The sequence below is a fragment of the Leclercia sp. UBA5076 genome, assembly GCF_002416465.1.
GTDB lineage: Bacteria > Pseudomonadota > Gammaproteobacteria > Enterobacterales > Enterobacteriaceae > Enterobacter.
Genome location: NZ_DIAO01000014.1, coordinates 151,266 through 177,142, shown reverse-complemented (window position 1 = coordinate 177,142; position 25,877 = coordinate 151,266). Strand labels below are relative to the sequence as shown.

The following is a 25,877-nucleotide window of genomic DNA, read 5'->3' as shown; positions in this document are numbered from 1 at the left end:
AGTGCAGGGTGCGTTTCATTTTTGCACCAACCGATTCAGCGGCTGGCAGGTTGCTTAATTTTAGTGCATCAGGCGCTGAGGGACTCCTCCCGCGCGCTGGCGGCCAGCTCTTCGCCAGCGAGCTGCAGTTGATACATTTGCCAGTAACGCCCTTTCGCCTCAAGCAGTTGCTTATGGGTACCGCGCTCAACCGCCTGGCCGCGATGAAGCACCAGAATGGTATCTGCCTCAACAATGGTCGACAGGCGGTGAGCAATCACGACCAGGGTGGTCTGTTCGCGTACCGCCGCCAGCGCCTGCTGGATCGCCTGCTCGGTGCCGGAATCGATGCTGGCGGTGGCTTCATCGAGGATGAGCACCTGCGGCGTATCGATCAACACCCGGGCCAGCGCTAATAGCTGCTTTTGCCCGACTGACAGATTGTTACCCTGCTCGCCCAGCCGGGTATGGATACCGTCGTGCAGGCCGCGGGCCAGATCCGCCAGCTGCACCTTTTCCAGCACGTCCCACACCTGCTCTTCGCTAAACGGCCGCCCCAGCGTCACGTTGGCATAGAAGGTGTCGGCCAGAACCACCGGATCCTGCTGCACCATCGCCACCCCTTTACGCAACACGGCGTGGCTCAGGGTCGACAGCGGGCGCCCATCCAGACGAATTTCACCTTCGGTGAGCGGGTAGTAGCCCATCAGCAGGCTGGCGAGGGTACTTTTACCGCTGCCGGTATGCCCCACCAGCGCGACAAAGCTTCGGGACGGTACCGTCAGGTTGATATCCTGCAATACCAGGCGATCGTCGCGATAGGCAAAGGAGACCTGATCAAATTCAATCTCGCCGCTTTGCAGTTCGCGCTCGTCATCCCCATAGGCCTGGCGCGGGCGATCCATCAGCTCAAAAACGCGCTCACCGGCGACCACCGCCTGCTGCAACATCGACTGCTGGGTGGTGAGTTCAATCAGCGGCTCATTAAGACGGCCCAGATAGCTGATAAAGGCATATAGCACCCCCACTTCAATGGTGCCACGGGCGGCAAAGCCAAACTGCATCAGCAACCCGCACAGCACCAGCGCCGAAAAGAGGCTTAACAGCGGGCGCAGCAGGAAACCGTCCAGACGCAGGGTCTGCATGCGGGCCATGTAGTGTGAGCGGCTGGCCTCGCCCATCCGTTCGCCAAAGCGCGCCTGCTGACGGAACTGCTGAATCACGCTCATGCCATTGATGACCTCGTTAAAGCCATCGTTGATATCCGCCAGATAGGTTCGCACCCGGCGCACAATCGGTGTGCTGTAGCGCTGGTAGATGATCATCACAATCATCACCGCCGGGAAAATCGCCATCGCCACCAGCGCCATGCGCCACTCCAGGCTGAACATCGCCACCAGCATAGCGCCGACCAGCGCGGCGCTGCGCAGCACCGTCGCCACCACCGTAACATAGAGATCGCGGATCACTTCCGTATCGTTAGTCACGCGGGAGATAATCTGCCCGACAGGCTGGGTATCGAACGCGCTCAGCGGCTGGCGCAGCGCGGCGTCCATCACGTCGGTGCGCAACTGCTGCACCACCCCCACGGCGGCCTGGTTAAAGAGCAGCGACTGGGCGTAGTGCAGCCCCGCCGCCAGCAACTGTAGCCCGACATAGGCCACCGCCAGCCCGGTGACTAAACCGAGCGGCAGATAGTTTTTCGCCACCATGTTGTCGATGAAATAGCTGATCAGCAGCGGGCCGGTCACTTCGGCTATCGCCGCAATCCACAGCAATACCACCGCCAGCGACAGCGGTTTGCGCCACGGCGAGCCATAGGCCAGCAGGCGCTTCAGGGTAGGCCACAGCTGGGAAAAACTACGCATCGGCGGCCTCCTCGTCCGTCTCCGGCACCTCATCCAGCGCCGCTTCCAGTTGTTGATAACGGTACATATCGCGATACCAGCCCGGCTGTTCCGCCAGCTGCTCATGCTGCCCGCGCTGGGCAATGTGCCCGTGCTGCATCACCAGAATTTCGCTCGCCTCGGTCAGGGCCGAGAGACGATGGGCGCTGATGATCACCGTGCGCCCCTCCCCCCACTGTCGTAGGTTATGCAGGATCTGATGTTCAGTACGGCCATCGACGGCGGAAAGGGCATCGTCGAGGATCAGGATTTCGGCATTCAGCAGCAGCGCACGGGCGATGGAAATACGTTGCTTCTGCCCGCCCGACAGCATCACGCCGCGCTCGCCCACTTCGGTTTCATAGCCCTGGGGCAGGCGCAGGATATCGTCATGGACGCTGGCGAGACGCGCAACGTGCTCGATCTCCTCGCGTGTGGCGTGCGGACAACCCAGCGCAATATTATTCGCGACGGTATCGGAGAAGAGGAACGGCGTCTGGCTCACCACCGCAAGGCGGCTGCGCCAGCTATCCAGCCGCAGCTGCGGCAGTGGAATATCGTGGAAGCGGATCTCACCCTGAGGGATATCGAAGTGGCGCTGGATTAGAGACAGAATGGTGCTCTTGCCGGCGCCTGTTGGGCCGCAGATGCCCAGCATCTGCCCCGGTTGCAGCGTAAAGTGGACGTTTTCAAGCGTGACCTGTTCCGTCTGCGGATAGCTAAAGGCGCGGACGGCGACATTCAGCTCGCCGCGTCCGTTCGGTACCGTCTCGCTACCGTCGTTGACCACCGGCGCTTCGGCGAGCATGGCGCGGATCCGGCTGTAGGCCGCGCTGCCGCGCTCGACAATGTTAAACATCCAGGCCAGGGCCAGCATCGGCCAGATCATCAGCCCCAGATACATGGCAAAGCTGGTCAGCTGTCCGAGCGTCAGCGAGCCGTTAATCACCATCCAGCTTCCGCCGCCAATGGCCAGCAGGTTAGCGGTGCCGATGGCGATATAAATCGTGGGATCAAAACGGGCGTCAATCCGGGCGACGCGCAGGTTTTTGGCCCCGGTATCCGCCGCGTCGGCGGCAAACAGCGCCGACTGACGATCCTCCAGGCCAAAGGCTTTGATCATCCTGATACTGGTCAGGCTCTCCTGGGTACGGTCGTTAAGAGTGGAGAACGCCGCCTGCGCCAGCTTGAAGCGCTGGTGAAGCTGATCGCCGTAGCGTTTGATCGCCAGGGCCATCAGAGGCATTGGCAGGAGCGCCAGCAGGGTTAACTGCCAGCTGATTTGGGTCGACATGACGATCAGCACCGCGCAGCCCATCACCAGCGAGTCCACCAGGGTTAATACCCCTTCCCCGGCGGCAAAGACTACGCGATCCACGTCATTGGTGGCGCGGGCAATCAGGTCGCCGGTGCGATGGCGCAGATAAAATTCCGGATGCTGGCGGCTGAGCTGGCGGTAAAAATCTTCCCGCAGCTCGACGGCAAGCTGGTATGACGCACCGAACAACAGCACGCGCCAGACATAGCGCAGCAGGTAGACCACCACCGCCGTCAGGACCAGCATGCCGATCCACATCATCACCCGTGCGGTGGTGTAATGCTGTTCCGTAACGCCATCCACAACGTAGCCCACCACTTTTGGTGGGATGAGCTGCAGAATGGCAATAATAATAAGCAGGGCGACTGCACCGAGGTAGCGTTGCCACTCCCGGCGAAAGTACCAGCTTAACTGAGCAAATAATCGCACGCGGTCTTTTCCTGAGGATTGTATTCCGGGTTATTCAATGGGTAAGGCGGTGGTGTATTTTATCTGTTCCATCGCAAAGCTGGAGGTGACATTCGTCAGACCCGGCACGCTGTTGACCAGCCGTTTATAGAAGTCATCATAGCGCTTCATGTCAGCTACCTGTACGCGCATCAGGTAGTCATATTCGCCCGCCATGCGCCAGAAGCCCAGCACTTCCGGCATCTGTGAAACCACGCTAACGAATCCGCAGTACCATTCGCTGCTGTGGTGCTGCGTTTTTATCAGCACAAACGCGGTCAGGCCAAGCCCCAGTTTTTCGGGATCGAGCAGCGCCACACGCCCCAGCAATATGCCTTCGTCTTCCAGTCGTTTCAGGCGTTTCCAGCAGGGCGTGGTGGTCAGATTAACGGCATCCGCCAGCGCCTGCAAAGAGAGGGTGCAGTCACTTTGCAGTAAGGAGAGCAGCTTACGGTCAATTTTATCTAGCATAACCACCCCGCAGAGAAAATTTTTCTCTTCACATTCTATTTTAAAGGTCAGATAGCAACAATTTTTTCTGTGCTTTTCGCTATGCTGGGCACAAAATGACAAATGGATAACTTCGATGAATAGCACCTGGGTTAAAAATGCCATCAGTGAAATTAACGCCGATTATCAGCGGTCGGCGGATACACACCTTATTCGCCTTGCCCTGCCCGGTTTTCCGGGTATCCAGCTCTATCTGAAAGACGAAAGTACCCACCCCACCGGCAGCCTGAAGCACCGTCTGGCGCGCTCGCTGTTCCTGTATGGGCTGTGTAATGGCTGGATCAATGAAGGCACCACCATTATTGAATCCTCCTCCGGTTCCACCGCCGTCTCTGAGGCCTATTTTGCCCGCCTGCTCGGCCTGCCGTTTATCGCCGTTATGCCATCCTGTACGGCGAAACGTAAAATCGAACAGATCGAATTTTACGGTGGTCGCTGTCACTTTGTGGAAAGCGCCTGTGAAATTTATGCCGCCTCAGAGATGCTGGCCCGGGAGCTGAACGGCCACTATATGGATCAGTTTACCTTCGCGGAGCGGGCCACCGACTGGCGCGGCAATAACAACATTGCCGACAGTATCTTCCGCCAGATGCAGAATGAGCCCCACCCGGTACCGGCCCATATCGTGATGAGCGCCGGCACCGGCGGCACCTCGGCCACCATTGGCCGCTATATTCGCTGCCAGGGATACGATACCCGTCTTATGGTGGTGGATCCGCAGAACTCCGTATTCCTGGATTACTGGCAGCAGCGCGATCCTGCCCTGCGCAGCCCGGTCGGGAGCAAAATAGAAGGGATTGGCCGCCCGCGCGTCGAACCATCGTTTATTCCGGATGTGGTGGACGAGATGCTCCGCGTGCCGGATGCCGCGAGCGTCGCCACCGCCCTCTGGCTGGAAACGCAGCTGGGCCGCAAGGTGGGGGCCTCAACCGGCACCAATATGTGGGGCGCGTTACAGCTGGCCGCGCGGATGCGTGAGGCAGGGCAAACCGGCTCTGTCGTGACGCTGCTGTGCGACAGCGGTGAGCGTTATCTGGAGACCTATTACAACGCCGAATGGGTAAAAGCGAATATTGGCGATGTGGCGCCGTGGCTTGCGGAAATCACCCGGCTGGTAAAATAAAAAAAGCCAGACGTTTGTCTGGCTTGCTGGAAGGGTCTCACTATTCGGGGGAATAAGGAAGATCAGGTGTATCCAGCCAATGGGTTAAGAAATGGGACACGGCCTCGTTGCGGCAGTGTCCAATAACCGGTAAATGCGCCAGCTCGGCGATCAGCTGCGGCATCGCATTGCCCATAATCAGGCCGCGCCCCACGCTGCCCAGCATCTCGCGATCGTTCATCGCATCGCCAAACGCCATACACTCCTGCAGGCTCAGGCCCAGATGTTCGCTCAGCACCGCCAGCGCGGAGCCTTTGTTGCACCCTACCGGCAGCACCTCCAGACAATCGATGGCCGAGAAGGTGAGATGCGCGCGGCCGCCCAGCGCCTCGTTGAACTGAATGCGCAGGCGGCACAGATCGTCATGATCGCCGCAAAAACAGATTTTCGTCACCGCATGGGCCGGAATACGACGCAGATCGGTCACCTGATACTGGAAGCCGCTATAGACGTGCGCTTCGAGCAGCGCCGGGATTTCCTTGCCTGTCAGCCAGCCGGTATCGTTAAAAACGTGGATGCTGGCCTGCGTATCCCATGTGCTGTGCAGCACCTGTTCTGCCACATCCGGGGCGAGATCCTGGCGATAAAGCACATCCCCTTCCAGAGAGTGAATGCGCGTGCCGTTGCCGGTAATCAAAAAGGCGTCGAGGGAGAGCGCCCCCATTAAGTGGCGCATCTCCAGCACATGACGACCCGTGGCGAAGGTGAGCGTGATATCACGCTCACGCAGCCGCTTAAGCACGCTCAGCGTCCTATCGCCTAAACGGTGATCCGGCATTAACAAGGTGCCGTCCATATCAAATGCCGCCAGCCGCGCCATGAGAACTCCAAAAATGTGAAGAGGTAACTTGTGCAACAGTATTGCCTGGTATATACGGAAGTAATACTGAATAGATGGACATTATTGTTCCGGGTTTACGATGCGCCAGCTTAATCGACTTAATCAGTACCAGCGACTGTGGCAGCCCTCTGCCGGTGCGCCACAGCAGGTCAGCGTGGCAGAGCTGGCGAGCCGCTGTTTTTGCAGTGAACGGCATGTCCGCACCCTGCTGCGTCAGGCCCAGGAGGCGGGCTGGCTCAGCTGGCATGCGCAGTCCGGACGCGGAAAGCGCGGTGAGCTACGCTTTTACGTCACGCCGGAATCGTTACGTAACGCGATGATGGAAGAGGCGCTGAAAAGCGGGCATCAGCAGAACGCCCTGGCGCTGGCACAGCTGGCCCCCCAGGCGCTGCGCGCGCTGCTGCATCCTTTTCTGGGCGGGCAGTGGCAGAATGATACGCCGACGCTGCGCATTCCCTATTACCGTCCACTCGATCCGCTCCAGCCTGGTTTTCTGCCGGGCCGCGCTGAACAGCATCTCGTGGGACAGATCTTTTCCGGACTGACCCGGTTCGACGATACCCGCAGCGAACCTGTGGGCGATCTGGCGCATCACTGGGATATCTCGACCGACGGGCTGCGCTGGCATTTCTACATTCGCTCCACGCTGCACTGGCACAACGGGGATAAAGTCGAGGCAACCCAGCTCCAGAGCCAGCTGGCGAAGCTGCTTACCCTGCCCGCGCTGCGCAAGCTGTTTAACAGCGTGAGGCAAATTGAGGTCACCCATCCTCAGTGCCTGACTTTTGTATTACACCATCCCGACTACTGGCTGGCGCACCGGCTGGCAAGCTATTGCAGCCACCTTGCCCATCCTGAACAGCCCCTGACCGGGAGCGGGCCGTTTCGCCTGGCAATCTTCGATCCTGACCTGGTCCGGCTGGAAAGCCACGAGCAGTACCACCTCGGGCATCCGCTGCTGAAAGCGATCGAATACTGGATCACGCCTCAACTTTTTGACCAGGATTTAGGTACCAGCTGTCGTCATCCGGTGCAGATTGCCATCGGTGAGCCGGAGGAGCTTGCCAGCCTGCGGCTGGTCAGTAACAGCATCAGCCTCGGTTTATGCTACCTCACGCTTAAACAGAGCGATCGCCTAAGCGAAGCGCAGGCCCGACGGATGATCGAGATCATCCATCACTCGTCGCTGCTGCATACGCTGCCGCTGGACGAGAATCTCATCACGCCGACCCAGGAGTTGCTGCCGGGCTGGTCAATCCCGCAGTGGACGCGGGAACAGGAGACCGTTCTGCCGGAAACGCTCACTCTGCTTTATCACCTGCCGGTGGAGTTGCATACCATGGCGGAACAGTTGAAACGCTATCTGGCGCAGGAAGGGTGTCAGCTCAGAGTGATGTTTCATGACGCCAAAACCTGGGACGGCTGCACCGCCCTGGCGGAGGCGGATATCATGATGGGGGACAGGTTAATTGGCGAGGCGCCAGAATACACCCTGGAGCAGTGGCTGCGCTGTGATGCCCTGTGGCCTTATCTGCTCAGCGCACCGGAGTTCGCGCACCTGATGGCGACCCTGGATGCCGTTCAGACCCAACCCGACGGTTCTGCCCGCCATCTGGCGCTGAAAGAGGTTTACTCCCGCCTGATGAAGCGTGCCGTGCTGACGCCGCTGTTCAACTATCAATATCAAATCAGCGCCCCGCCGGGGGTAAATGGTATCCGGCTGAATCCGCGCGGCTGGTTTGACTTTACCGAGGCCTGGCTGCCAGCGCCGAAAACGTGAAGAAGCTGGTCGCCGCCACGGGCAGACGCTACCATAGGTCTTTAACCGTCAAAGTTGGGAAGATTAATGAAACGTGCCGTTGTCGTCTTCAGTGGAGGTCAGGACTCCACGACCTGTCTGGTTCAGGCTCTGCAGCAATATGATGAAGTCCATTGTGTGACTTTTGACTATGGCCAGCGCCATAGCGAAGAGATTGAGGTCGCGCAAAAACTGGCGGTGAAACTCGGCGCACGGGCGCATAAGGTGCTGGATGTCACTCTGCTCAACGAACTGGCGGTGAGCAGCCTCACTCGGGACAGCATTCCGGTACCGGACTACGAACCGGATGCCGAGGGGATCCCGAATACCTTCGTACCGGGGCGTAATATCCTCTTCCTGACCCTGACGGCCATCTATGCTTACCAGGTAAAAGCCGAGGCAATCATCACCGGCGTGTGCGAAACCGACTTCTCGGGCTATCCGGACTGCCGCGATGAGTTTGTTAAAGCCCTTAACCACGCTGTGAACCTCGGCATGGCCAAAGATATCCGTTTCGAAACGCCGCTAATGTGGCTCGATAAAGCCGAAACCTGGGCGCTGGCCGACTACTGGGGCAAGCTGGATCTGGTGCGTAACGAAACGCTCACCTGCTACAACGGCATCAAAGGCGATGGCTGCGGCCAGTGTGCGGCGTGTAATCTGCGCGCTAATGGCCTGAATCACTATCTGGCGGATAAAGCCGGGGTGATGGCGGCTCTGAAGAAAAAAACCGGTCTTAACTGACCGGAGCGGTCTGCCGGGTGAAAAGATGCTTCGCCCGGCATCAGAAGCGGGGTTATTTGATTAACAGCTCCAGCTTCTCACGTAACTCCCCCTCCAGCGGCAGCGCTTTCTGCGTTTTCAGATCGATGCAGACAAAGGTAATCAATGCATCTGCCACCACCTGTCCTTCCGGCTCCAGGGTGATCACCTGGCTCAATACCCCACTTTTCCCGTTCAACTGCTGTAGCTGGCTGGTCACGGTGAGTAGATCGCTGAGCACTGCGGGCCGGCGATAGTTGATATTGATGTTCACCACCACAAAAGCGATACGGTGCGCGGTCATCCATTGAAAACTGTCGCTGTTTTCCAGTCCATCCCAGCGCGCCTCTTCGAGGAACTCCAGATAACGGGCGTTATTAACGTGTTGGTAAACATCAAGGTGGTAACCGCGAACTTTGATTTGGGTCTGCATAGCGCAATAGCCTTCAGGGTAGTTAATTATAAGATTCAGAGGTCATAACTGGTACGACCTCTTTATCCTGGCAAATTTTTACCACTGTGCAAGTTATTACAGCATCAGGTGCGCAAGATTACGTTCCACCAGCGCCCCACCCATACCCGGAACCTGCCGGAGATCGTCCAGAGTTTTAAACGGACCGTACTCTTCGCGGTAACTGACGATCGCCTGGGCTTTTTTTATCCCCACGCCATTCATCACCTTTGCCAGCTCCTCTGCCGATGCAGAATTAATGCTGACCCGCACCCCTTCCTCTTCGCCGTTTTTGCTGCTCGCGGCGGCTTTCGACTGCGGTGATGATGTGACGGAGACCGACGGCTCAGATTTGCTTTGCGTGACCGGCGTTTTCGCGACCGAGGGTGCCGCCAGCGCGCTGTGGCTCAACCCCGCCGTTACGATGGCAAGCGTGATGAAAAGGGCTTTGATTCCATGTTTCATGCTGTTTTCTCCTTGTTTGTTGACAGCCCCCTTACCTTATTCGGGCCGCTTTTCAGGCACAAACAGCAGATTGCAGAAATGGAAAAGGCCGCGAAAGCGGCCTTTTGGTATTGCAGTATGTTGCTTAAGTTTGCGACCAGCGCCGTAATTACTGCTGAGTAATGATATCGCCCAGCTTAATTTTGGCTTCTTTACGCAGATTACTCATCAACGCTTCGAAAGCGATTTGGGCGTTGTTCTGGGTGATACCCTGAACCATCGCTTTCTTCTGCGCTTCCGGCATGGTGCCCGCTTTGACTTCATCCAGCGCCACAATCACTACGTTGCCCTGCATATCGTTGGCGATACCAAAGCTCGGTTTGTCTTTCGCAGGCTGGCTCAGGGTAAATGCCGCCTGGCTGATCGGATCCTGACCGGTACGGCTCAGGGTCTTCGCCTCGCCAAAGCTCAGGCCAGCCGCTTTCAGCGCCTCATCACCTTTACCGGCTTTCAGCTCAGCCAGCAGCTTTTCAGCATCCAGCTTCGCCTGCTGCACGGCTTTGTTATGTTTCACCAGCGCAGCGATCTGATCTTTCACCTCGTCCAGCGGCTTAACAGCCTCCGGCTTGTGTTCACTCACACGCAGGACAAAGGCGCGGTCGCCGTCCACGGTGATGATGTCGGAGTTGCTGCCCGGGGTGCCGTTTTCGCCCACCAGACCACCGCTAAAGATAGCATCCGCCACTGGCTTGAAGTTCAGCTCCTCCGGCAGGTTGTCACGATCAAACCAACCGGTGGTGACAGCTTTCGCGCCCGCAGCCTGCTCAGCGCCCGCCAGGGATTCGTTGTCGTTGCTGGCCGCATCGCTCACTTTCTGCTGCAACGCATAGAAGCCATCCAGCGCTTTCTCCTGCTTCACTTTCGCCGCAATCTCATCATGGACGTCCGCCAGCGGTTTGGTTGTCGCAGGGGTAATATCATCCAGACGTGCCACCAGGAAACCGACGGAAGATTTAATCACGCCAGAAAGTTGACCTTTCTCTTTCAGGCCGGCATTTTTCAGCTCGTCCGGGGTGGTGGCCTCTTCCAGCCAACCCATGTCACCGCCGTTTTTCGCAGAGATGATATCGGTGGACTTCTCTTTTGCGACCGTTGCAAAGTCGGTGCCTTTGTTCAGCTCATCCAGCGCCGCTTTAGCGTCGGCTTCCGTTTTGGTCTGAATCACGCTGTAACGGTTACGCTGTGGCTGAATGAACTGATCCTGATGCTGATCGTAGTAAGACTGGATCTCCGCATCGGTGGCGTTCTCCTGCATCGCAGCCGCATCCAGCTTGATGTAGCTCACGCGGAACTGTTCCGGGGCGGTGAAGTTGTTTTTGTTCTGCTCGTAGTAGCTTTTCACCTCTTCGTCGCTCGCCTGCTGTTTAGCCGCCAGGGCGTTAACGTCGAAAGTGGCTTCGCGCACGACGCGCTGCTGAGCAACCAGCGTCGCCAGCTCGTCCGCTTCGCCCTTAAGCATGAAGTCGGTGCCTACAACAGCGTTAATAAGCTGCTGAGTGGTGAGCTGATTGCGCAGTGCCTGAGCGTATTGATCCGGCGTCATCCCCATCTGATTAACGATGGCGGTATAACGGGTGTTATCAAATTTGCCGTTATTCTGGAAAGCAGGGGTAGCGAAAATCGCATTCTTCACCTGATCATCGCTGATGCTCAGACCCAGCTCACGGGCATACTGATCCAGCAGCGCTTCGTCGATAAGACGGTTCAGCGTCTGCTGACGCAGGTTCTTCATGTACCCTTCGTTCGCCGCCAGTTCAGAGAACCGATCGCCTAACTGTTGCTGCATGCGGTTACGTTCACCGGCAAATGCATTCTCAAACTGCCCACGGCTGATTTCCTGGTCGTTCACTTTTGCGGCGTAGTTTGCACTACCGCCAATCAGGTATCCGCTCACGCCGGTCAATATGAACGACACGATAATGATACCGAAAATAATCTTGAGCACGAGACTGTTAGCAGCCGTGCGTAAGCTGTCCATCATGGTGTAACCACACTCCGCTGTAGGTGACTGGTGACCTGACGCTGGCGGAATCCTGACCGCAGCGCGTAAAGACGTATTGTGACAAGAAACCGGGGCTATTGTCAGCCCACAACTCGCATAAACTCACATAAATCAGGCCTGGACAAACAAAAAAGGCACATCAAATGATGCGCCCTTGTACTTTTCAACTTCCCTGAAGTAAGAAAGCGATCAGTTTACCGCGTCTTTCAGCGCTTTGCCGGCACGGAAGCCCGGAACTTTAGCAGCAGCGATGGTGATCTCTTTACCGGTCTGAGGGTTGCGGCCAGTACGGGCAGCACGCTCTTTAACAGCAAAAGTACCAAAACCTACCAGCGCTACGTCGTCCCCAGCCTGCAGAGATTCGGTAACAGAAGCAATCAAAGCATCTAACGCACGTCCAGCCGCAGCTTTGGAGATGTCAGCACCCGCAGCAATTTTGTCAATCAGTTGAGATTTATTCACTCTTCTCTTCCTCTCTTTATAATTTATATCGCGTCTGAATCCTTCACAACGCGACCGCGCAGCAGTTATATCAGGCCTGCCATGACCTTACAACACCCGTTGTTGATGGCTGGCCCAATCAGCAATCTAAATTAGCTATACAAAAAAAGGCTGGCAAGCCCGAAATAGCTTACCAACCTTTTTTTTATTGACGCTCTTTGCGCGAGGTCACTATTTTGCGGTCACAACCTGCATTCCTGAAGGCTCATTCTGCAGCGCAAGTGTCAGAACTTCCTCAATACGTTTCACCGGATGGATATCCAGATCGGCGATAACGTTATCCGGAATCTCTTCCAGATCGCGCTTATTCTCGTACGGAATGAGAACCGTTTTAATGCCACCGCGGTGTGCCGCCAGCAGTTTCTCTTTCAAACCGCCAATCGGCAATACCTGGCCACGCAGGGTGATTTCGCCGGTCATTGCCACATCGGCACGAACCGGGTTACCGGTCAGGCAAGAAACCAGCGCGGTACACATGGCGATACCGGCGCTTGGGCCATCTTTCGGCGTTGCCCCTTCCGGCACGTGAACGTGAATGTCGCGTTTTTCGTAGAAGTCCGGATTAATACCCAGTTTTTCCGCGCGGGCGCGCACCACGGTCAGCGCAGCCTGAATGGACTCCTGCATCACTTCACCCAGCGATCCGGTGTAGGTCAGCTTACCTTTACCCGGTACGCAGGCGGTTTCAATGGTCAGCAGATCGCCGCCTACTTCAGTCCATGCCAGACCCGTAACCTGTCCGACGCGGTTTTCGCTGTCCGCGCGGCCATAGTCGTAGCGCTGAACACCGAGGTATTCGTGCAGGTTGTCGCCAGTGATTTCAATGTGCTTCAACGACTTATCGAGCAGCAACTGTTTAACCGCTTTACGACACAGCTTGGAAATTTCACGCTCCAGGCTACGCACGCCCGCTTCACGGGTGTAGTAACGAATGATGCCGATAATCGCGCTATCATCGACGGTCAGTTCGCTCTCTTTCAGAGCGTTACGTTCAATCTGCTTCGACAGCAGGTGACGACGGGCAATGTTCAGCTTTTCGTCTTCGGTGTAGCCAGAAAGACGGATCACTTCCATACGATCCAGCAGCGGTGCCGGGATGTTCATGGAGTTAGAGGTTGCCACGAACATCACATCGCTCAGATCGTAGTCCACTTCCAGGTAGTGATCGCTAAATGCCACGTTCTGCTCTGGATCCAGCACTTCAAGCAGGGCAGACGCCGGATCGCCGCGCATATCGGACGACATTTTGTCGATCTCATCTAACAGGAACAGCGGGTTTTTAACGCCCACTTTCGCCATCTTCTGGATCAGTTTGCCCGGCATTGAGCCGATATAGGTCCGGCGGTGACCGCGGATTTCCGCCTCGTCACGCACCCCGCCCAGCGCCATACGGATATATTTACGACCGGTGGCTTTGGCGATGGACTGCCCCAGAGAGGTTTTACCCACCCCCGGCGGCCCGACCAGGCAGAGAATTGGCCCCTTGAGCTTATTCACACGGCTCTGAACCGCAAGGTACTCAAGGATGCGGTCTTTGACACGCTCAAGACCGTAGTGGTCGGTATCCAGGATCTCCTGGGCCTGGCGCAGGTCTTTTTTGACCTTGCTGCGGGCGTTCCACGGAACCTGAACCATCCACTCGATATAGCCGCGTACAACGGTCGCTTCAGCCGACATCGGAGACATCATTTTCAGCTTCTGCAGTTCTGCTTCCGCTTTCTCTTTGGCCTCTTTCGGCATTTTCGCCGCGTCGATCTTACGCTTCAGCGCTTCGTTTTCGTCCGGCGCGTCATCCATCTCGCCGAGCTCTTTCTGAATAGCCTTCATCTGCTCGTTCAGATAGTACTCGCGCTGAGATTTCTCCATCTGCTTCTTCACGCGGTTGCGAATGCGTTTCTCAACCTGCAGCAGATCGATTTCAGACTCCATCATCGCCATCAGATATTCCAGACGCTCGTTAACGTCGGACATCTCCAGCACGGACTGTTTGTCCGCCAGCTTCAGCGGCATGTGTGCAGCGATAGTGTCTGCCAGACGTGCAGGATCGTCGATACTGTTGAGCGACGTCAGCACTTCTGGTGGGATTTTTTTGTTCAGCTTGATGTAGCCTTCAAACTGACTGATCGCGGTGCGAACCAGCACCTCCTGCTCACGCTCGTCCAGCTGAGGCGAGTCGAGGTATTCCGCTTTTGCCGCAAAGTGTTCGCCATCGTCAGATAGCGTGGTAATACGCGCACGCTGTAGCCCCTCAACCAGCACCTTTACGGTGCCGTCAGGCAGCTTCAGCATTTGTAAAATAGAGGCCACGGTCCCGACGGTGAAAAGATCGTTTACACCCGGCTCATCCGTTGATGCTTCTTTCTGCGCAACCAGCATGATTTTTTTATCATGATCCATGGCGGCTTCAAGGCAACGGATAGATTTTTCCCGCCCTACAAATAAGGGTATGACCATGTGCGGATAAACCACCACATCGCGCAACGGCAATACGGGGATTTCAATGCGTTCAGAACGCTCAGGATTCATAGAGCTCTCTCTTAGTTTAGTGTCCGCCAGGTAAGCTGGTCATGAGACTGTGCTTCACATAACCATTAACATGTAATCCAGTATATGGGGATGTTTCCCACACATTCAACGTCATGTTTACGGAAAAATAAAAGGGGGGATTAAATCCCCCCTTTTTGATTAACTGCTTGTATGCTCTGGTGAATTATTCGCCAGATGCCTGCTGCGCTTCCGGCGTACCGTAAATCAGCAGCGGCTTGCTTTGACCGGCAATCACGGACTCGTCGATGACCACTTTCTCGACCTCTTCCAGGGAAGGCAGGTCGTACATGGTATCAAGCAGGGCTGCTTCAACGATGGAACGCAGGCCACGGGCACCGGTTTTACGTGCCATCGCTTTTTTAGCAATCGCATCAAGCGCTTCGTCGCGGAATTCCAGCTCAACACCTTCCAGATTGAACAACGCCTGATACTGCTTGGTCAGGGCATTTTTCGGCTCTTTCAGAATTTGAATAAGCGCATCTTCGCTCAGTTCTGTCAGCGTGGCGACAACCGGCAGACGACCGATGAACTCAGGGATCAGACCAAACTTGATCAGATCTTCTGGCTCAACCTGCATCAGCAGTTCGCCCTCTTTCGCTTTTTCAGACTTCGCTTTTACGGTGGCGCCAAAGCCAATACCCGAGCCGGTTTCAACACGGTTAGCGATGACTTTATCCAGACCGGCAAACGCACCGCCACAGATAAAGAGGATCTTGGAGGTATCAACCTGCAGGAACTCCTGCTGAGGATGCTTACGACCGCCCTGCGGTGGAACCGCGGCAACCGTCCCTTCGATCAGTTTCAGCAATGCCTGCTGCACACCTTCACCGGAAACGTCACGGGTGATCGATGGGTTATCGGATTTACGCGAGATTTTATCGATCTCATCGATATAAACGATACCGCGCTGTGCTTTCTGCACATCGTAATCACATTTCTGCAGCAGTTTCTGAATGATATTTTCCACATCTTCACCCACATAACCGGCTTCGGTCAGGGTGGTGGCATCGGCCATGGTGAATGGAACATCCAGCAGACGTGCCAGCGTTTCTGCCAGCAGGGTTTTACCGGAACCGGTTGGGCCGATCAGCAAAATGTTACTTTTGCCCAGCTCAACGCCGTTGCTGTTATCCCCGTTACGCAGACGTTTGTAGTGGTTGTACACCGCCACTGCCAGCACTTTTTTCGCCTGTTCCTGGCCGATGACATAGTCGTCAAGATGATGACGAATCTCATGCGGGGTCGGTAACGCGCTGCGCTCGCGGTGTGGTGCGACTTCTTTAATCTCTTCGCGGATGATGTCGTTACATAAGTCGACACATTCGTCGCAGATATACACGGATGGCCCGGCAATCAGTTTGCGCACTTCATGCTGGCTTTTGCCGCAAAAAGAGCAGTAAAGCAGTTTGCCCGATCCATCTTTGCGTTTATCTGTCATGAGTCAAAACCTCTTTTTAAGTTCTTTGTGCCGCACATGACGACGCAAATGCCATTCTCAGACGCAAGCTGCTCGTAAGCAAAGTGCCGCCCTACCATAGTATAGCGGCACACCCGCGTCGTGGGCATCAATTACGATGGGTCAAAATGGAGTCGACTAATCCGTACTCAACTGCCTCTGGTGCGGACAGGAAGCGATCGCGCTCGGTATCACGCTCGATCTGCTCAAGTGATTGACCCGTGTGGTGAGCCATAAGTTCATTCATACGCCCTTTAACTTTCAGAATTTCACGGGCGTGAATCTCAATGTCTGTCGCCTGGCCCTGGTATCCGCCCAGCGGCTGGTGGATCATAACGCGCGAATTCGGCAGGCAGAAGCGCTTGCCTTTCGCCCCTGCGGTCAGCAGGAATGCGCCCATCGATGCCGCCTGGCCCATACAAATGGTGCTCACATCAGGCTTGATGAACTGCATGGTATCGTAAATGGACATCCCGGCGGTGATAACGCCACCCGGGGAGTTAATGTACAGGTAAATGTCTTTTTCCGGGTTTTCCGCTTCCAGAAACAGCATCTGCGCCACGATCAGGTTCGCCATGTGGTCTTCCACCTGGCCGGTCATGAAGATAACGCGCTCTTTAAGCAGACGGGAGTAGATATCAAAAGAACGTTCACCGCGAGAGGTCTGTTCAATAACCATTGGCACCAGCGCCATATGGGGTGCAAAGTTATCTCGTTCGCCACTGTATGACATTTCCGTCTCCTGGATAAAAAATGAAAATACCTGCTGTACTGATTGTAACCTTGCGGACGGATTATCAGCCAGTCTCTTTGATACTGCTTCCCCACTAATGGGGATGGCTCAGCCCTATTTCAAGCATAACAATCTTTTGTTGTAACGCTAACACTGAAAAGGCGTTTTATCACGCTTCGTGATTTATAACTGTGATAAAAAAAACCCGCCGCCGAAAGGCAACGGGTTTTTTGCTCAAACTTTAAACAAAGCGGGCAGAATTATGCCTGCTGGTTCATCAGTTCGTTGAAAGAAGTGGCTTTTTCGGACACTTTCGCTTTGGCCAGAACCGCTTCAACAGCCTGCTCTTCCAGGGCGACATTGCGCATGTTTTCCATCAGCTCTTTGTTGCTGCCGTAGAAAGCAACAACTTCTGACGGATCTTCGTAGGCAGAAGCCATCTCTTCGATCAGACCTTTAACACGCTCTTCGTCAGCTTTCAGCTCGTGGGTACGAATCACTTCGCCCAGCAGCAGACCAACGACAACGCGGCGTTTAGCCTGCTCTTCGAACAGCTCGCGTGGCAGCTCCAGCGCTTGCTTCTCGTTGCCACCGAAACGCTGTGCAGCCTGACGGCGCAGAACGTCGATTTCGCTGTCGATCAGGGCAGACGGGATCTCGATCTCGTTAGCTTTAACCAGACCTTCGATAGCCTGAGACTTCACGCGGTTACGCACGGCGCCTTTCAGCTCGCGCTCCATGTTTTTACGCACTTCTGCACGCAGACCTTCAACAGAACCATCTTCAACGCCGAAACGTTTGATGAAATCTTCAGTCAGTTCTGGCAGCTCGCGGTCTTCGACTTTCTTCAGGGTAATGGCAAACTTAGCCGCTTTACCTTTCAGGTTTTCAGCGTGGTACTCTTCCGGGAAGGTCACGTCGATGGTGAACTCTTCGCCAGCGCTGTGGCCTTTGATACCGTCTTCGAAGCCTGGGATCATACGACCCTGGCCCATCGCCAGTACGAAGTCAGACGCTTTACCGCCTTCGAACTCTTCGCCGTCTACAGAGCCGGTGAAGTCGATGGTGACACGGTCTTCTGCATCAGCAGCGCCGTCTTTGTCTTTCCAGGTCGCCTGCTGCTTACGCAGGGTGTCCAGCATGCCGTCAACGTCAGCTTCAGTCACTTCAACGACAGGTTTTTCAACTTCAATCGTTTCCAGGCCTTTCAGCTCAACTTCAGGATAGACTTCGAACTCTACTGCGTAGGTGAAGTCTTCGCCCAGTTTGTATTCACCCGGAACATAGGTCGGGGAACCGGCTGGGTTGATTTTTTCTTTGATGATCGCGTCAACAAAGTTGCGGCTCATCAGGTCACCCAGCACGTCCTGGCGAACAGAAGCGCCATAACGCTGAGCAACGACATTCATCGGTACTTTGCCCTTACGGAAGCCGTCAATACGGACTTTCTTCGCTACGTTGACCAGCTCGCTTTTTACAGCGTTTTCGATGCTGTCAGCAGCGATTGTAATCGTTACACGGCGGCCAAGGCCTTGAGTGGTTTCAACTGAAACTTGCATCTTGTTACCTCAAAAAAATCACAGTGCTCGGTCAACTCTGAATTTGCCTCGCAATACCGGGATGCTCTCTTGTAGCAGATTCACATTCCCTGTCGCCAGAATCATCCCGAAGACATTCATTAAGACGCGGCATTATAGCGGCATCACTTTAGTGAGTCGAGAACGGTTGGCGTATGTTGCTGCGGCTTTTTTCACAAATTAAGGCTATTTTTAGCCTTAAAATCGCGCCACCGGCTCAAAACCCGGACAAAACAAAACGGCCCGCAGGCCGCTTTGACGTAATCTTTATGCAACATACTGGAAAAGCTCCTGCTGTTGCAAACAGGATTTATTAGGCGATCGTCCCGGCTCCCCGGCACGGTGGCGATGCGAAAATCGTATCCTGTAACCCTTTCCACTCTTTGATTGTATAAGTGTGGAGCGCCAGCGCATGGACCGTGGTCGAGAGCTCTTCCGTCAAGGTTCCGTAGATCATACGGTGACGGTTGAGAAAACGTTCGCCAGCGAAACGGTCACTGACCAGCACCACCTTAAAGTGGCTCTCAGAGCCTGCCGGTACGTTATGACGATAGCTTTCGTCGACGACTTCAAGGAACACAGGTTCAAACGCCGCCCTTAACTTATCTTCAATCTGTTCACGTATCATCATGAAATTACTCCTCCGACAACGCTGAGATGTCACCCATCCCTTTAAATGTTAGCCGCTTTTACCGCTTGCATAACAACAAGACAACAAAAATTTAGCTTTCGTCTGATTTTCTCATTCAACCGTATGAAGTCCTATAAGGGAAGCGTCGTTTTGTCGTTCGAATAACGGAAAAGCGTTTCAGGTGGTTAGTTTTCAGACAAGGCGATGAATTTACATGCGTTGACCACTTCCCCTTGCCGTTGGCGATGTTATGATGGCGGCAATTTTTATCTCTATATGCTTACGATTCGTTGAGAGCCTGAACATGTTAAAAAAACTCTTTTTCCCTTTAGTCGCCCTGTTTATGCTGGCTGGCTGCGCGACCCCGCCAACCACCATTGATGTTTCGCCAAAGATCACCCTGCCACAACAGGATCCAAGCCTGATGGGCGTGACCGTAAGCATTAACGGCGCAGACCAGCGTCGCGACCAGGCGCTGGCGAAAGTTACCCGTGACAACCAGGTCGTAACCCTGACCGCCTCCCGCGATCTGCGTTTCCTGCTGCAGGAAGTGCTTGAGAAGCAGATGACCGCTCGCGGTTATATGGTCGGCCCAAGCGGTGCGGTGGATCTGCAGATCATCGTGAACAACCTGTACGCCGACGTCTCTCAGGGCAACGTGCGCTATAACATCGCCACCAAAGCCGATATCGCCATCATCGCTACCGCGAAGAACGGCAACAAGATGAACAAAAACTACCGTGCAAGCTACTCTGTTGAAGGTGCGTTCCAGGCCTCTAACCAGAATATTGCTAACGCGGTTAACAGCGTGCTGACCGACACCATCGCCGATATGGCGCAGGACACCAGCATTCACGAATTCATCAAGCAGAACGCACGTTAAGTCTGCCTGCTGACCCGGCCTCCGGTCGGGTCAGTTTTACCTCATGTCCAGTCACTACTTACGCATTTTCCGGCAGCCTAAATCAGCTATCTTGCTGATCCTCGGTTTTGCCTCCGGTTTACCCCTTGCCCTGACATCCGGCACGCTACAGGCGTGGATGACCGTCGAAAATATCGATCTTAAAACCATCGGCTTCTTCTCGCTGGTCGGTCAGGCCTATGTCTTTAAGTTTTTATGGTCACCCATGATGGACCGCTACACGCCGCCTTTCCTCGGCAGACGTCGTGGCTGGTTGCTGATGACCCAGGCGATGCTGCTGCTGGCGATTGCCGCCATGGGCTTTCTTGAGCCTGCGTCACAGCTGCGCTGGATGGCTGCGCTGGCAGTAGTGATCGCGTTTTGCTCTGCGTCGCAGGATATCGTTTTTGATGCCTGGAAAACGGACGTGCTTTCAGCCGAAGAGCGCGGCGCCGGGGCCGCCATCAGCGTGCTGGGTTACCGTCTGGGCATGCTGGTCTCAGGCGGGCTGGCCCTGTGGCTGGCGGACAGATACCTCGGCTGGCAGGGAATGTACTGGCTGATGGCCATCCTGCTTATTCCCTGCATGATCGCCACAATTCTTGCTCCGGAACCGAGCGATGTGATTCCGGTCCCCCGCTCCCTTGAGCAGGCTGTGGCTGAACCGTTGCGCGACTTTTTTGGCCGTAACAACGCCTGGCTCATTCTGCTGTTGATTGTGTTGTACAAACTTGGCGATGCGTTTGCGATGAGCCTGACCACCACCTTCCTGATACGTGGTGTGGGCTTCGATGCTGGTGAAGTGGGGGTCGTTAACAAAACGCTGGGGCTGATTGCCACCATTATCGGCGCGCTCTACGGCGGCGTGCTGATGCAGCGCTTAAGCCTGTTCCGTGCCCTGCTGATTTTCGGCATTCTGCAGGGGGTTTCAAACGCCGGGTACTGGCTGCTCTCCATCACCGATAAGCATATGCTCAGCATGGCGACGGCGGTGTTCTTCGAGAATCTGTGTGGTGGGATGGGGACAGCCGCGTTTGTCGCGCTGCTGATGACCTTGTGCAATAAATCGTTCTCCGCCACGCAGTTCGCCCTGCTCTCGGCCCTCTCTGCGGTGGGTCGGGTCTATGTTGGCCCTATCGCGGGCTGGTTTGTTGAAACGCACGGCTGGGCGGAGTTCTATCTGTTCTCTGTGTTTGCAGCCATTCCTGGGCTGCTCCTGTTATTACTATGCCGCCGTTCGCTGGAATATACCCAGCAAACCGAACACTTTATGGAAAGAACGCTCTACTCGTCCGCCTATCGCTTCGCCTTAAGAATCTTACTTGCGGGATCTCTGATGCTGGCGCTGTGGCTTGTCGCGGCGATCGTGAATGCCACAACCACGCTCGATCTGCCGTTTACCCTGCTGCTGCTTGATGTGGGTGCGCTACTGGCGATGGTCGGGATCGTAACCGGTGCGCTTCTCGATTATCTGGCCATGCGTAAAACCCAAACGGCGTAAAATGATAAAAAACGGTTATTTGCCGTTGTAATCACCTTGTGAAATTATAACGGCGAATAAATCTGTCCCGGTCAAAATAATATTTGTTGTTTCGTGCTTCTTAGAATTCCGGAAATTATTGGAAGCGGTAATAAACCCTATTTTCCTTTAACCGATTCAGCAACCGAAAGATTAATTTTCCGTTTTTTAATTGTCTTTTTATTGAAAATTATTTGTTAATTATTTGTGTCTTTTTCGCAATGGTTATACCAATTACCCCCTTTCCCCTCCCGACAGGACTGGATTCGTTATAAGCCGCGAATGGCGGGACTCCTGTCCAGGATTGGCTATACTTTGCAACATGTGTGACTTATCTGGCAGAACCCGGTAACACGTTACTGACACAGTCCTAATCATGTTTACAGTAATGTAACCTTCCCGTAAAATGCCCCCACACTTTAAACGCCACCAAGGTCCCCGTGGAATTGAGGTCGTTAAATGACACTTAGGAAATACAATAAAGGTTTGGGCTGGTTGTCGTTAATTGCAGGCACTGTATTACTCAGTGGCTGTGATTCTGCGCTTCTGGACCCCAAAGGACAGATTGGACTGGAACAACGTTCCCTGATTCTGACGGCTTTCGGCCTGATGATGATCGTCGTTATTCCTGCCATTTTGATGGCTATTGGTTTTGCCTGGAAGTATCGTGCGAGCAACAAAGATGCGAAGTATAGCCCTAACTGGTCACACTCCAATAAAGTGGAAGCTGTGGTCTGGACGGTGCCTATCCTGATCATCCTGTTCCTTGCCGTGCTGACCTGGAAAACCACTCACTCGCTCGAGCCGAGCAAACCGCTGGTTCACGATGAGAAACCTATCACCATTGAAGTGGTCTCCATGGACTGGAAATGGTTCTTCATCTACCCGGAACAGGGCATTGCTACCGTGAATGAAATCGCCTTCCCGGCGAACACTCCGGTAGAGTTCAAAGTGACCTCTAACTCCGTGATGAACTCCTTCTTTATTCCGCGTCTGGGCAGCCAGATTTACGCGATGGCCGGTATGCAGACTAACCTGCACCTGATTGCCAACGAAGCAGGCACCTATGACGGTATCTCCGCCAGCTACAGTGGTCCGGGCTTCTCTGGTATGAAGTTCAAAGCCATTGCCACACCTGACCGTGCCGCTTTCGACCAGTGGGTCGCTAAAGCGAAACAGTCCCCGAACACCATGTCTGACATGGCTGCGTTCGAAAAAGTGGCAACGCCTAGCGAATACAACAAAGTGGAGTACTTCTCTAACGTGAAACCGAATTTGTTCAAAGATGTCATTGGCAAATTTATGGGACATGGCAAGAGCATGGACGTGACCCAGCCTGAAGGCGAGCACACCTCGCACGAAGGTATGGAAGGCATGGACATGAGCCACGCGGAAACCGCTCACTAAGGGGCCGAGGAAGAAAATGTTCGGAAAATTGACACTGGATGCAGTGCCGTACCATGAACCCATTATCATGGTTACGATTGCTGCAATTATCATTGGTGGCGCGGCCTTAGTTGGCCTGATCACTTACTTCGGTAAGTGGAGCTACCTGTGGAATGAGTGGCTGACTTCGGTTGACCACAAAAAACTCGGCATCATGTACTGCATCGTCGGTATCGTCATGTTAATTCGTGGCTTTGCGGATGCGATCATGATGCGTAGCCAGCAGGCGCTCGCCTCGGCGGGTGAAGCAGGCTTCCTGCCACCGCACCACTACGATCAGATCTTTACCGCCCACGGCGTTATCATGATCTTCTTCGTGGCGATGCCGCTGGTTATCGGTCTGATGAACGTAGTTGTGCCGCTGCAGATCGGTGCGCGCGACGTTGCGTTCCCGTTCCTGAACAACCTGAGCTTCTGGTTCACGGTTGTCGGTGTGATTCTGGTTAACCTCTCTCTGGGCGTGGGTGAGTTCGCGCAGACCGGTTGGCTGGCCTATCCGCCGCTATCGGGAATTGAATACAGTCCTGGCGTAGGTGTTGACTACTGGATTTGGGCGCTGCAGCTCTCCGGTATCGGTACTACCCTGACCGGTATTAACTTCTTCGTGACCATCCTGAAGATGCGTGCCCCAGGCATGACGATGTTCAAGATGCCGGTATTTACCTGGGCATCTCTGTGCGCCAACGTCCTGATTATCGCCTCTTTCCCAATTCTGACCGTCACCATCGCGCTGCTGACCCTGGATCGCTATCTGGGTACCCATTTCTTTACCAACGATATGGGTGGCAACATGATGATGTACATCAACCTGATTTGGGCCTGGGGTCACCCGGAAGTGTACATCCTGGTTCTGCCGGTGTTCGGTGTCTTCTCCGAAATCGCGGCGACCTTCTCGCGTAAACGTCTGTTTGGTTACACCTCGCTGGTGTGGGCAACCGTATGTATTACCGTTCTGTCGTTCATCGTCTGGCTGCACCACTTCTTCACCATGGGTGCGGGCGCGAACGTAAACGCCTTCTTCGGTATTACGACCATGATTATCGCAATCCCTACCGGGGTTAAGATCTTCAACTGGCTGTTCACCATGTACCAGGGCCGTATCCAGTTCCACTCAGCAATGCTGTGGACCATCGGCTTCATCGTGACCTTCTCCGTCGGTGGGATGACCGGTGTACTGCTGGCTGTTCCAGGTGCTGACTTCGTTCTGCACAACAGCCTGTTCCTGATCGCGCACTTCCACAACGTTATCATCGGCGGCGTCGTCTTCGGCTGCTTCGCTGGCGTAACCTACTGGTGGCCAAAAGCGTTCGGCTTCACGCTGAACGAAACCTGGGGTAAACGCGCGTTCTGGTTCTGGATTATCGGCTTCTTCGTGGCGTTTATGCCGCTGTACGTGCTGGGCTTCATGGGTATGACCCGTCGTCTGAGCCAGCAGATCGATCCGCAGTTCCACCCAATGCTGCTGATTGCAGCGGGCGGCGCGGCGCTGATTGCCTGCGGTATCGCATGTCAGCTGATTCAGTACTACGTCTCTATCCGTGACCGTAACCTGAACCGCGACCTGACCGGTGACCCATGGGGTGGCCGTACGCTGGAGTGGGCGACCTCTTCTCCACCGCCGTTCTATAACTTTGCCGTTGTGCCGCACATTCATGAGCGTGACGCATTCTGGGAAATGAAAGAAAAAGGCGAAGCGTACAAGCAACCTACGCATTACGAAGAGATCCACATGCCGAAAAACAGCGGTGCGGGCATTGTCATCGCCGCATTCACTACGGTATTTGGTTTCGCAATGATCTGGCACATCTGGTGGTTGGCGATTGTTGGCTTTGCCGGCGTCGTAATTAGCTGGATTGTGAAGAGCTTTGACGAGGACGTGGACTACTACGTACCAGTCCGTGAAGTCGAAAAACTGGAAAACCAGCATTTCGATGAGATTTCTAAAGCGGGGCTGAAAAATGGCAACTGATACTTTGACGCACTCAACTGCCCACGCGCATGACCACGCGCACCACGATACAGGGCCGACGAAAGTTTTCGGCTTCTGGATCTACCTGATGAGCGACTGCATTCTGTTCTGCTGTCTGTTCGCGACCTATGCCGTTCTGGTGAACGGCACAGCGGGCGGCCCGACCGGTAAGGACATTTTTGAGCTGCCGTTCGTTCTGGTTGAAACTGCCCTGCTGCTGTTCAGCTCCATCACCTACGGCATGGCGGCTATCGCCATGTACAAAAACAACAAGAGCCAGGTTGTCTCCTGGCTGGCGTTGACCTGGTTGTTTGGTGCTGGATTTATCGGGATGGAAATCTATGAATTCCATCACCTGATCATGGAAGGCTTCGGCCCGGATCGCAGTGGCTTCCTGTCAGCGTTCTTCGCGCTGGTCGGTACCCACGGTCTGCACGTGACTTCCGGTCTGATCTGGATGGCAGTGCTGATGTTCCAGATTTCCCGTCGCGGCCTGACCAGCACTAACCGCACCCGTATTATGTGCCTGAGCCTGTTCTGGCACTTCCTGGATGTGGTTTGGATCTGTGTGTTCTCTGTAGTCTATCTGATGGGGGCGATGTAATGAGTCATTCTAACGATCATGGCGCTTCCCACGGCAGCGTAAAGACCTACATGACAGGGTTTATCCTGTCGATCATCCTGACGGTCATTCCGTTCTGGATGGTGATGAGCGGTACTGCTTCTCACGCGGCAATTCTGGGTACCATCCTGGTTACCGCGGTAGTGCAGATTCTGGTGCATCTGGTTTGCTTCCTGCACATGAACACCAAGTCTGATGAAGGCTGGAATATGACAGCATTCATCTTTACCGTGATTATCATCGCAATCCTGGTAGTCGGATCCATCTGGATTATGTGGAACCTCAACTACAACATGATGGTTCACTAAGAGCGGC

At 54.8% G+C, this 25,877-nt stretch carries 22 protein-coding genes; 9 read left to right on the top strand and 13 right to left on the bottom strand.

Features of this window, described 5'->3' with window-relative positions:
• Nucleotides 1–68: 68 nt before the first annotated feature.
• From B3X29_RS14200 to B3X29_RS14190, 3 genes are read right to left on the bottom strand one after another with little or no spacing between them, the layout of a single operon-like run.
• A complete protein-coding gene (locus tag B3X29_RS14200) occupies nucleotides 69–1,847 on the bottom strand; it encodes a SmdB family multidrug efflux ABC transporter permease/ATP-binding protein (RefSeq protein WP_159339715.1) in 1,779 nt (592 codons plus the stop codon).
• The gene (locus B3X29_RS14195; RefSeq protein ID WP_103178491.1) at nucleotides 1,840–3,612 is read right to left on the bottom strand and encodes a SmdA family multidrug ABC transporter permease/ATP-binding protein; all 1,773 of its coding nucleotides are present in this window, start codon (nucleotides 3,610–3,612) and stop codon (nucleotides 1,840–1,842) included. Before B3X29_RS14195 ends, B3X29_RS14200 begins: the two co-directional genes overlap by 8 nt.
• 30 nt (nucleotides 3,613–3,642) lie before the next feature.
• Nucleotides 3,643–4,101, bottom strand: coding sequence for an Lrp/AsnC family transcriptional regulator (locus B3X29_RS14190; protein WP_168192003.1), 459 nt, complete (start codon nucleotides 4,099–4,101; stop codon nucleotides 3,643–3,645).
• A gap of 115 nt (nucleotides 4,102–4,216) precedes the next feature.
• On the opposite strand from B3X29_RS14190, the gene B3X29_RS14185 reads away from it, so the two are divergent.
• Entirely contained in the window at nucleotides 4,217–5,263 is a 1,047-nt protein-coding gene (locus B3X29_RS14185) for a PLP-dependent cysteine synthase family protein (RefSeq protein WP_114387777.1), read from the top strand.
• Nucleotides 5,264–5,303: 40 nt separating this feature from the next.
• On the opposite strand, the gene cof is transcribed toward B3X29_RS14185, so the two are convergent.
• Nucleotides 5,304–6,122 (bottom strand): HMP-PP phosphatase, encoded by an 819-nt coding sequence (cof, locus tag B3X29_RS14180; protein ID WP_159339714.1) that lies wholly within the window; start codon nucleotides 6,120–6,122, stop codon nucleotides 5,304–5,306.
• A gap of 100 nt (nucleotides 6,123–6,222) precedes the next feature.
• Here cof and B3X29_RS14175 point away from each other — a divergent pair, with 100 nt between their 5' ends.
• Both B3X29_RS14175 and queC read left to right on the top strand, forming a co-directional pair.
• Nucleotides 6,223–7,923, top strand: a complete 1,701-nt coding sequence (locus tag B3X29_RS14175; protein WP_159339713.1) for an SgrR family transcriptional regulator — start codon at nucleotides 6,223–6,225, stop codon at nucleotides 7,921–7,923.
• 66 nt (nucleotides 7,924–7,989) lie between these two features.
• Entirely contained in the window at nucleotides 7,990–8,685 is a 696-nt protein-coding gene (queC, locus tag B3X29_RS14170) for a 7-cyano-7-deazaguanine synthase QueC (RefSeq protein ID WP_103178487.1), read from the top strand.
• A gap of 52 nt (nucleotides 8,686–8,737) precedes the next feature.
• Here queC and fadM read toward each other — a convergent pair whose 3' ends face one another.
• The 9 genes from fadM to bolA form a co-directional block, all read right to left on the bottom strand.
• Complete coding sequence (fadM, locus tag B3X29_RS14165) at nucleotides 8,738–9,136, bottom strand: long-chain acyl-CoA thioesterase FadM (protein ID WP_103178486.1); 399 nt, start codon at nucleotides 9,134–9,136, stop codon at nucleotides 8,738–8,740.
• Between the two features lie 96 nt (nucleotides 9,137–9,232).
• Nucleotides 9,233–9,619 carry a helix-hairpin-helix domain-containing protein gene (locus B3X29_RS14160; RefSeq protein WP_103178485.1) on the bottom strand — a complete coding sequence of 129 codons (387 nt, stop codon included), beginning with the start codon at nucleotides 9,617–9,619 and terminating at the stop codon, nucleotides 9,233–9,235.
• 148 nt (nucleotides 9,620–9,767) lie between these two features.
• Complete coding sequence (gene ppiD / locus B3X29_RS14155) at nucleotides 9,768–11,639, bottom strand: peptidylprolyl isomerase (RefSeq protein ID WP_159339712.1); 1,872 nt, start codon at nucleotides 11,637–11,639, stop codon at nucleotides 9,768–9,770.
• Between the two features lie 210 nt (nucleotides 11,640–11,849).
• Nucleotides 11,850–12,122 (bottom strand): nucleoid-associated protein HU-beta, encoded by a 273-nt coding sequence (gene hupB / locus B3X29_RS14150; protein WP_002444653.1) that lies wholly within the window; start codon nucleotides 12,120–12,122, stop codon nucleotides 11,850–11,852.
• Nucleotides 12,123–12,332: 210 nt separating this feature from the next.
• Nucleotides 12,333–14,687, bottom strand: coding sequence for an endopeptidase La (lon, locus tag B3X29_RS14145; RefSeq protein ID WP_103178483.1), 2,355 nt, complete (start codon nucleotides 14,685–14,687; stop codon nucleotides 12,333–12,335).
• Between the two features lie 184 nt (nucleotides 14,688–14,871).
• Nucleotides 14,872–16,146: an ATP-dependent protease ATP-binding subunit ClpX gene (clpX, locus tag B3X29_RS14140; protein WP_103178482.1), complete on the bottom strand. Its 1,275-nt coding sequence runs from the start codon at nucleotides 16,144–16,146 to the stop codon at nucleotides 14,872–14,874.
• 127 nt (nucleotides 16,147–16,273) lie between these two features.
• Complete coding sequence (gene clpP, locus B3X29_RS14135) at nucleotides 16,274–16,897, bottom strand: ATP-dependent Clp endopeptidase proteolytic subunit ClpP (RefSeq protein WP_032616835.1); 624 nt, start codon at nucleotides 16,895–16,897, stop codon at nucleotides 16,274–16,276.
• Between the two features lie 260 nt (nucleotides 16,898–17,157).
• On the bottom strand, nucleotides 17,158–18,456 hold the full coding sequence (gene tig, locus B3X29_RS14130) for a trigger factor (RefSeq protein WP_103178481.1): 1,299 nt from the start codon (nucleotides 18,454–18,456) through the stop codon (nucleotides 17,158–17,160).
• Nucleotides 18,457–18,787: 331 nt separating this feature from the next.
• The gene (gene bolA, locus B3X29_RS14125) at nucleotides 18,788–19,105 is read right to left on the bottom strand and encodes a transcriptional regulator BolA (RefSeq protein WP_039032378.1); all 318 of its coding nucleotides are present in this window, start codon (nucleotides 19,103–19,105) and stop codon (nucleotides 18,788–18,790) included.
• Between the two features lie 304 nt (nucleotides 19,106–19,409).
• Here bolA and B3X29_RS14120 point away from each other — a divergent pair, with 304 nt between their 5' ends.
• The 6 genes from B3X29_RS14120 to B3X29_RS14095 all read left to right on the top strand — a co-directional run bounded on the left by B3X29_RS14120 (nucleotide 19,410) and on the right by B3X29_RS14095 (nucleotide 25,870).
• Complete coding sequence (locus B3X29_RS14120; RefSeq protein ID WP_103178480.1) at nucleotides 19,410–19,988, top strand: lipoprotein; 579 nt, start codon at nucleotides 19,410–19,412, stop codon at nucleotides 19,986–19,988.
• Nucleotides 19,989–20,031: 43 nt separating this feature from the next.
• Nucleotides 20,032–21,507 carry a muropeptide MFS transporter AmpG gene (gene ampG / locus B3X29_RS14115; RefSeq protein ID WP_159339711.1) on the top strand — a complete coding sequence of 492 codons (1,476 nt, stop codon included), beginning with the start codon at nucleotides 20,032–20,034 and terminating at the stop codon, nucleotides 21,505–21,507.
• A gap of 477 nt (nucleotides 21,508–21,984) precedes the next feature.
• Nucleotides 21,985–22,932, top strand: coding sequence for a cytochrome o ubiquinol oxidase subunit II (gene cyoA / locus B3X29_RS14110; protein WP_103178478.1), 948 nt, complete (start codon nucleotides 21,985–21,987; stop codon nucleotides 22,930–22,932).
• A 16-nt stretch (nucleotides 22,933–22,948) separates the two neighbouring features.
• Nucleotides 22,949–24,940: a cytochrome o ubiquinol oxidase subunit I gene (gene cyoB, locus B3X29_RS14105; RefSeq protein WP_156653998.1), complete on the top strand. Its 1,992-nt coding sequence runs from the start codon at nucleotides 22,949–22,951 to the stop codon at nucleotides 24,938–24,940.
• Nucleotides 24,930–25,544, top strand: a complete 615-nt coding sequence (locus B3X29_RS14100) for a cytochrome o ubiquinol oxidase subunit III (protein ID WP_103178476.1) — start codon at nucleotides 24,930–24,932, stop codon at nucleotides 25,542–25,544. The genes cyoB and B3X29_RS14100 overlap by 11 nt, the downstream gene beginning before the upstream one ends.
• Nucleotides 25,544–25,870, top strand: coding sequence for a cytochrome o ubiquinol oxidase subunit IV (locus B3X29_RS14095; protein WP_103178475.1), 327 nt, complete (start codon nucleotides 25,544–25,546; stop codon nucleotides 25,868–25,870). The genes B3X29_RS14100 and B3X29_RS14095 overlap by 1 nt, the downstream gene beginning before the upstream one ends.
• Nucleotides 25,871–25,877 lie beyond the last annotated feature (7 nt).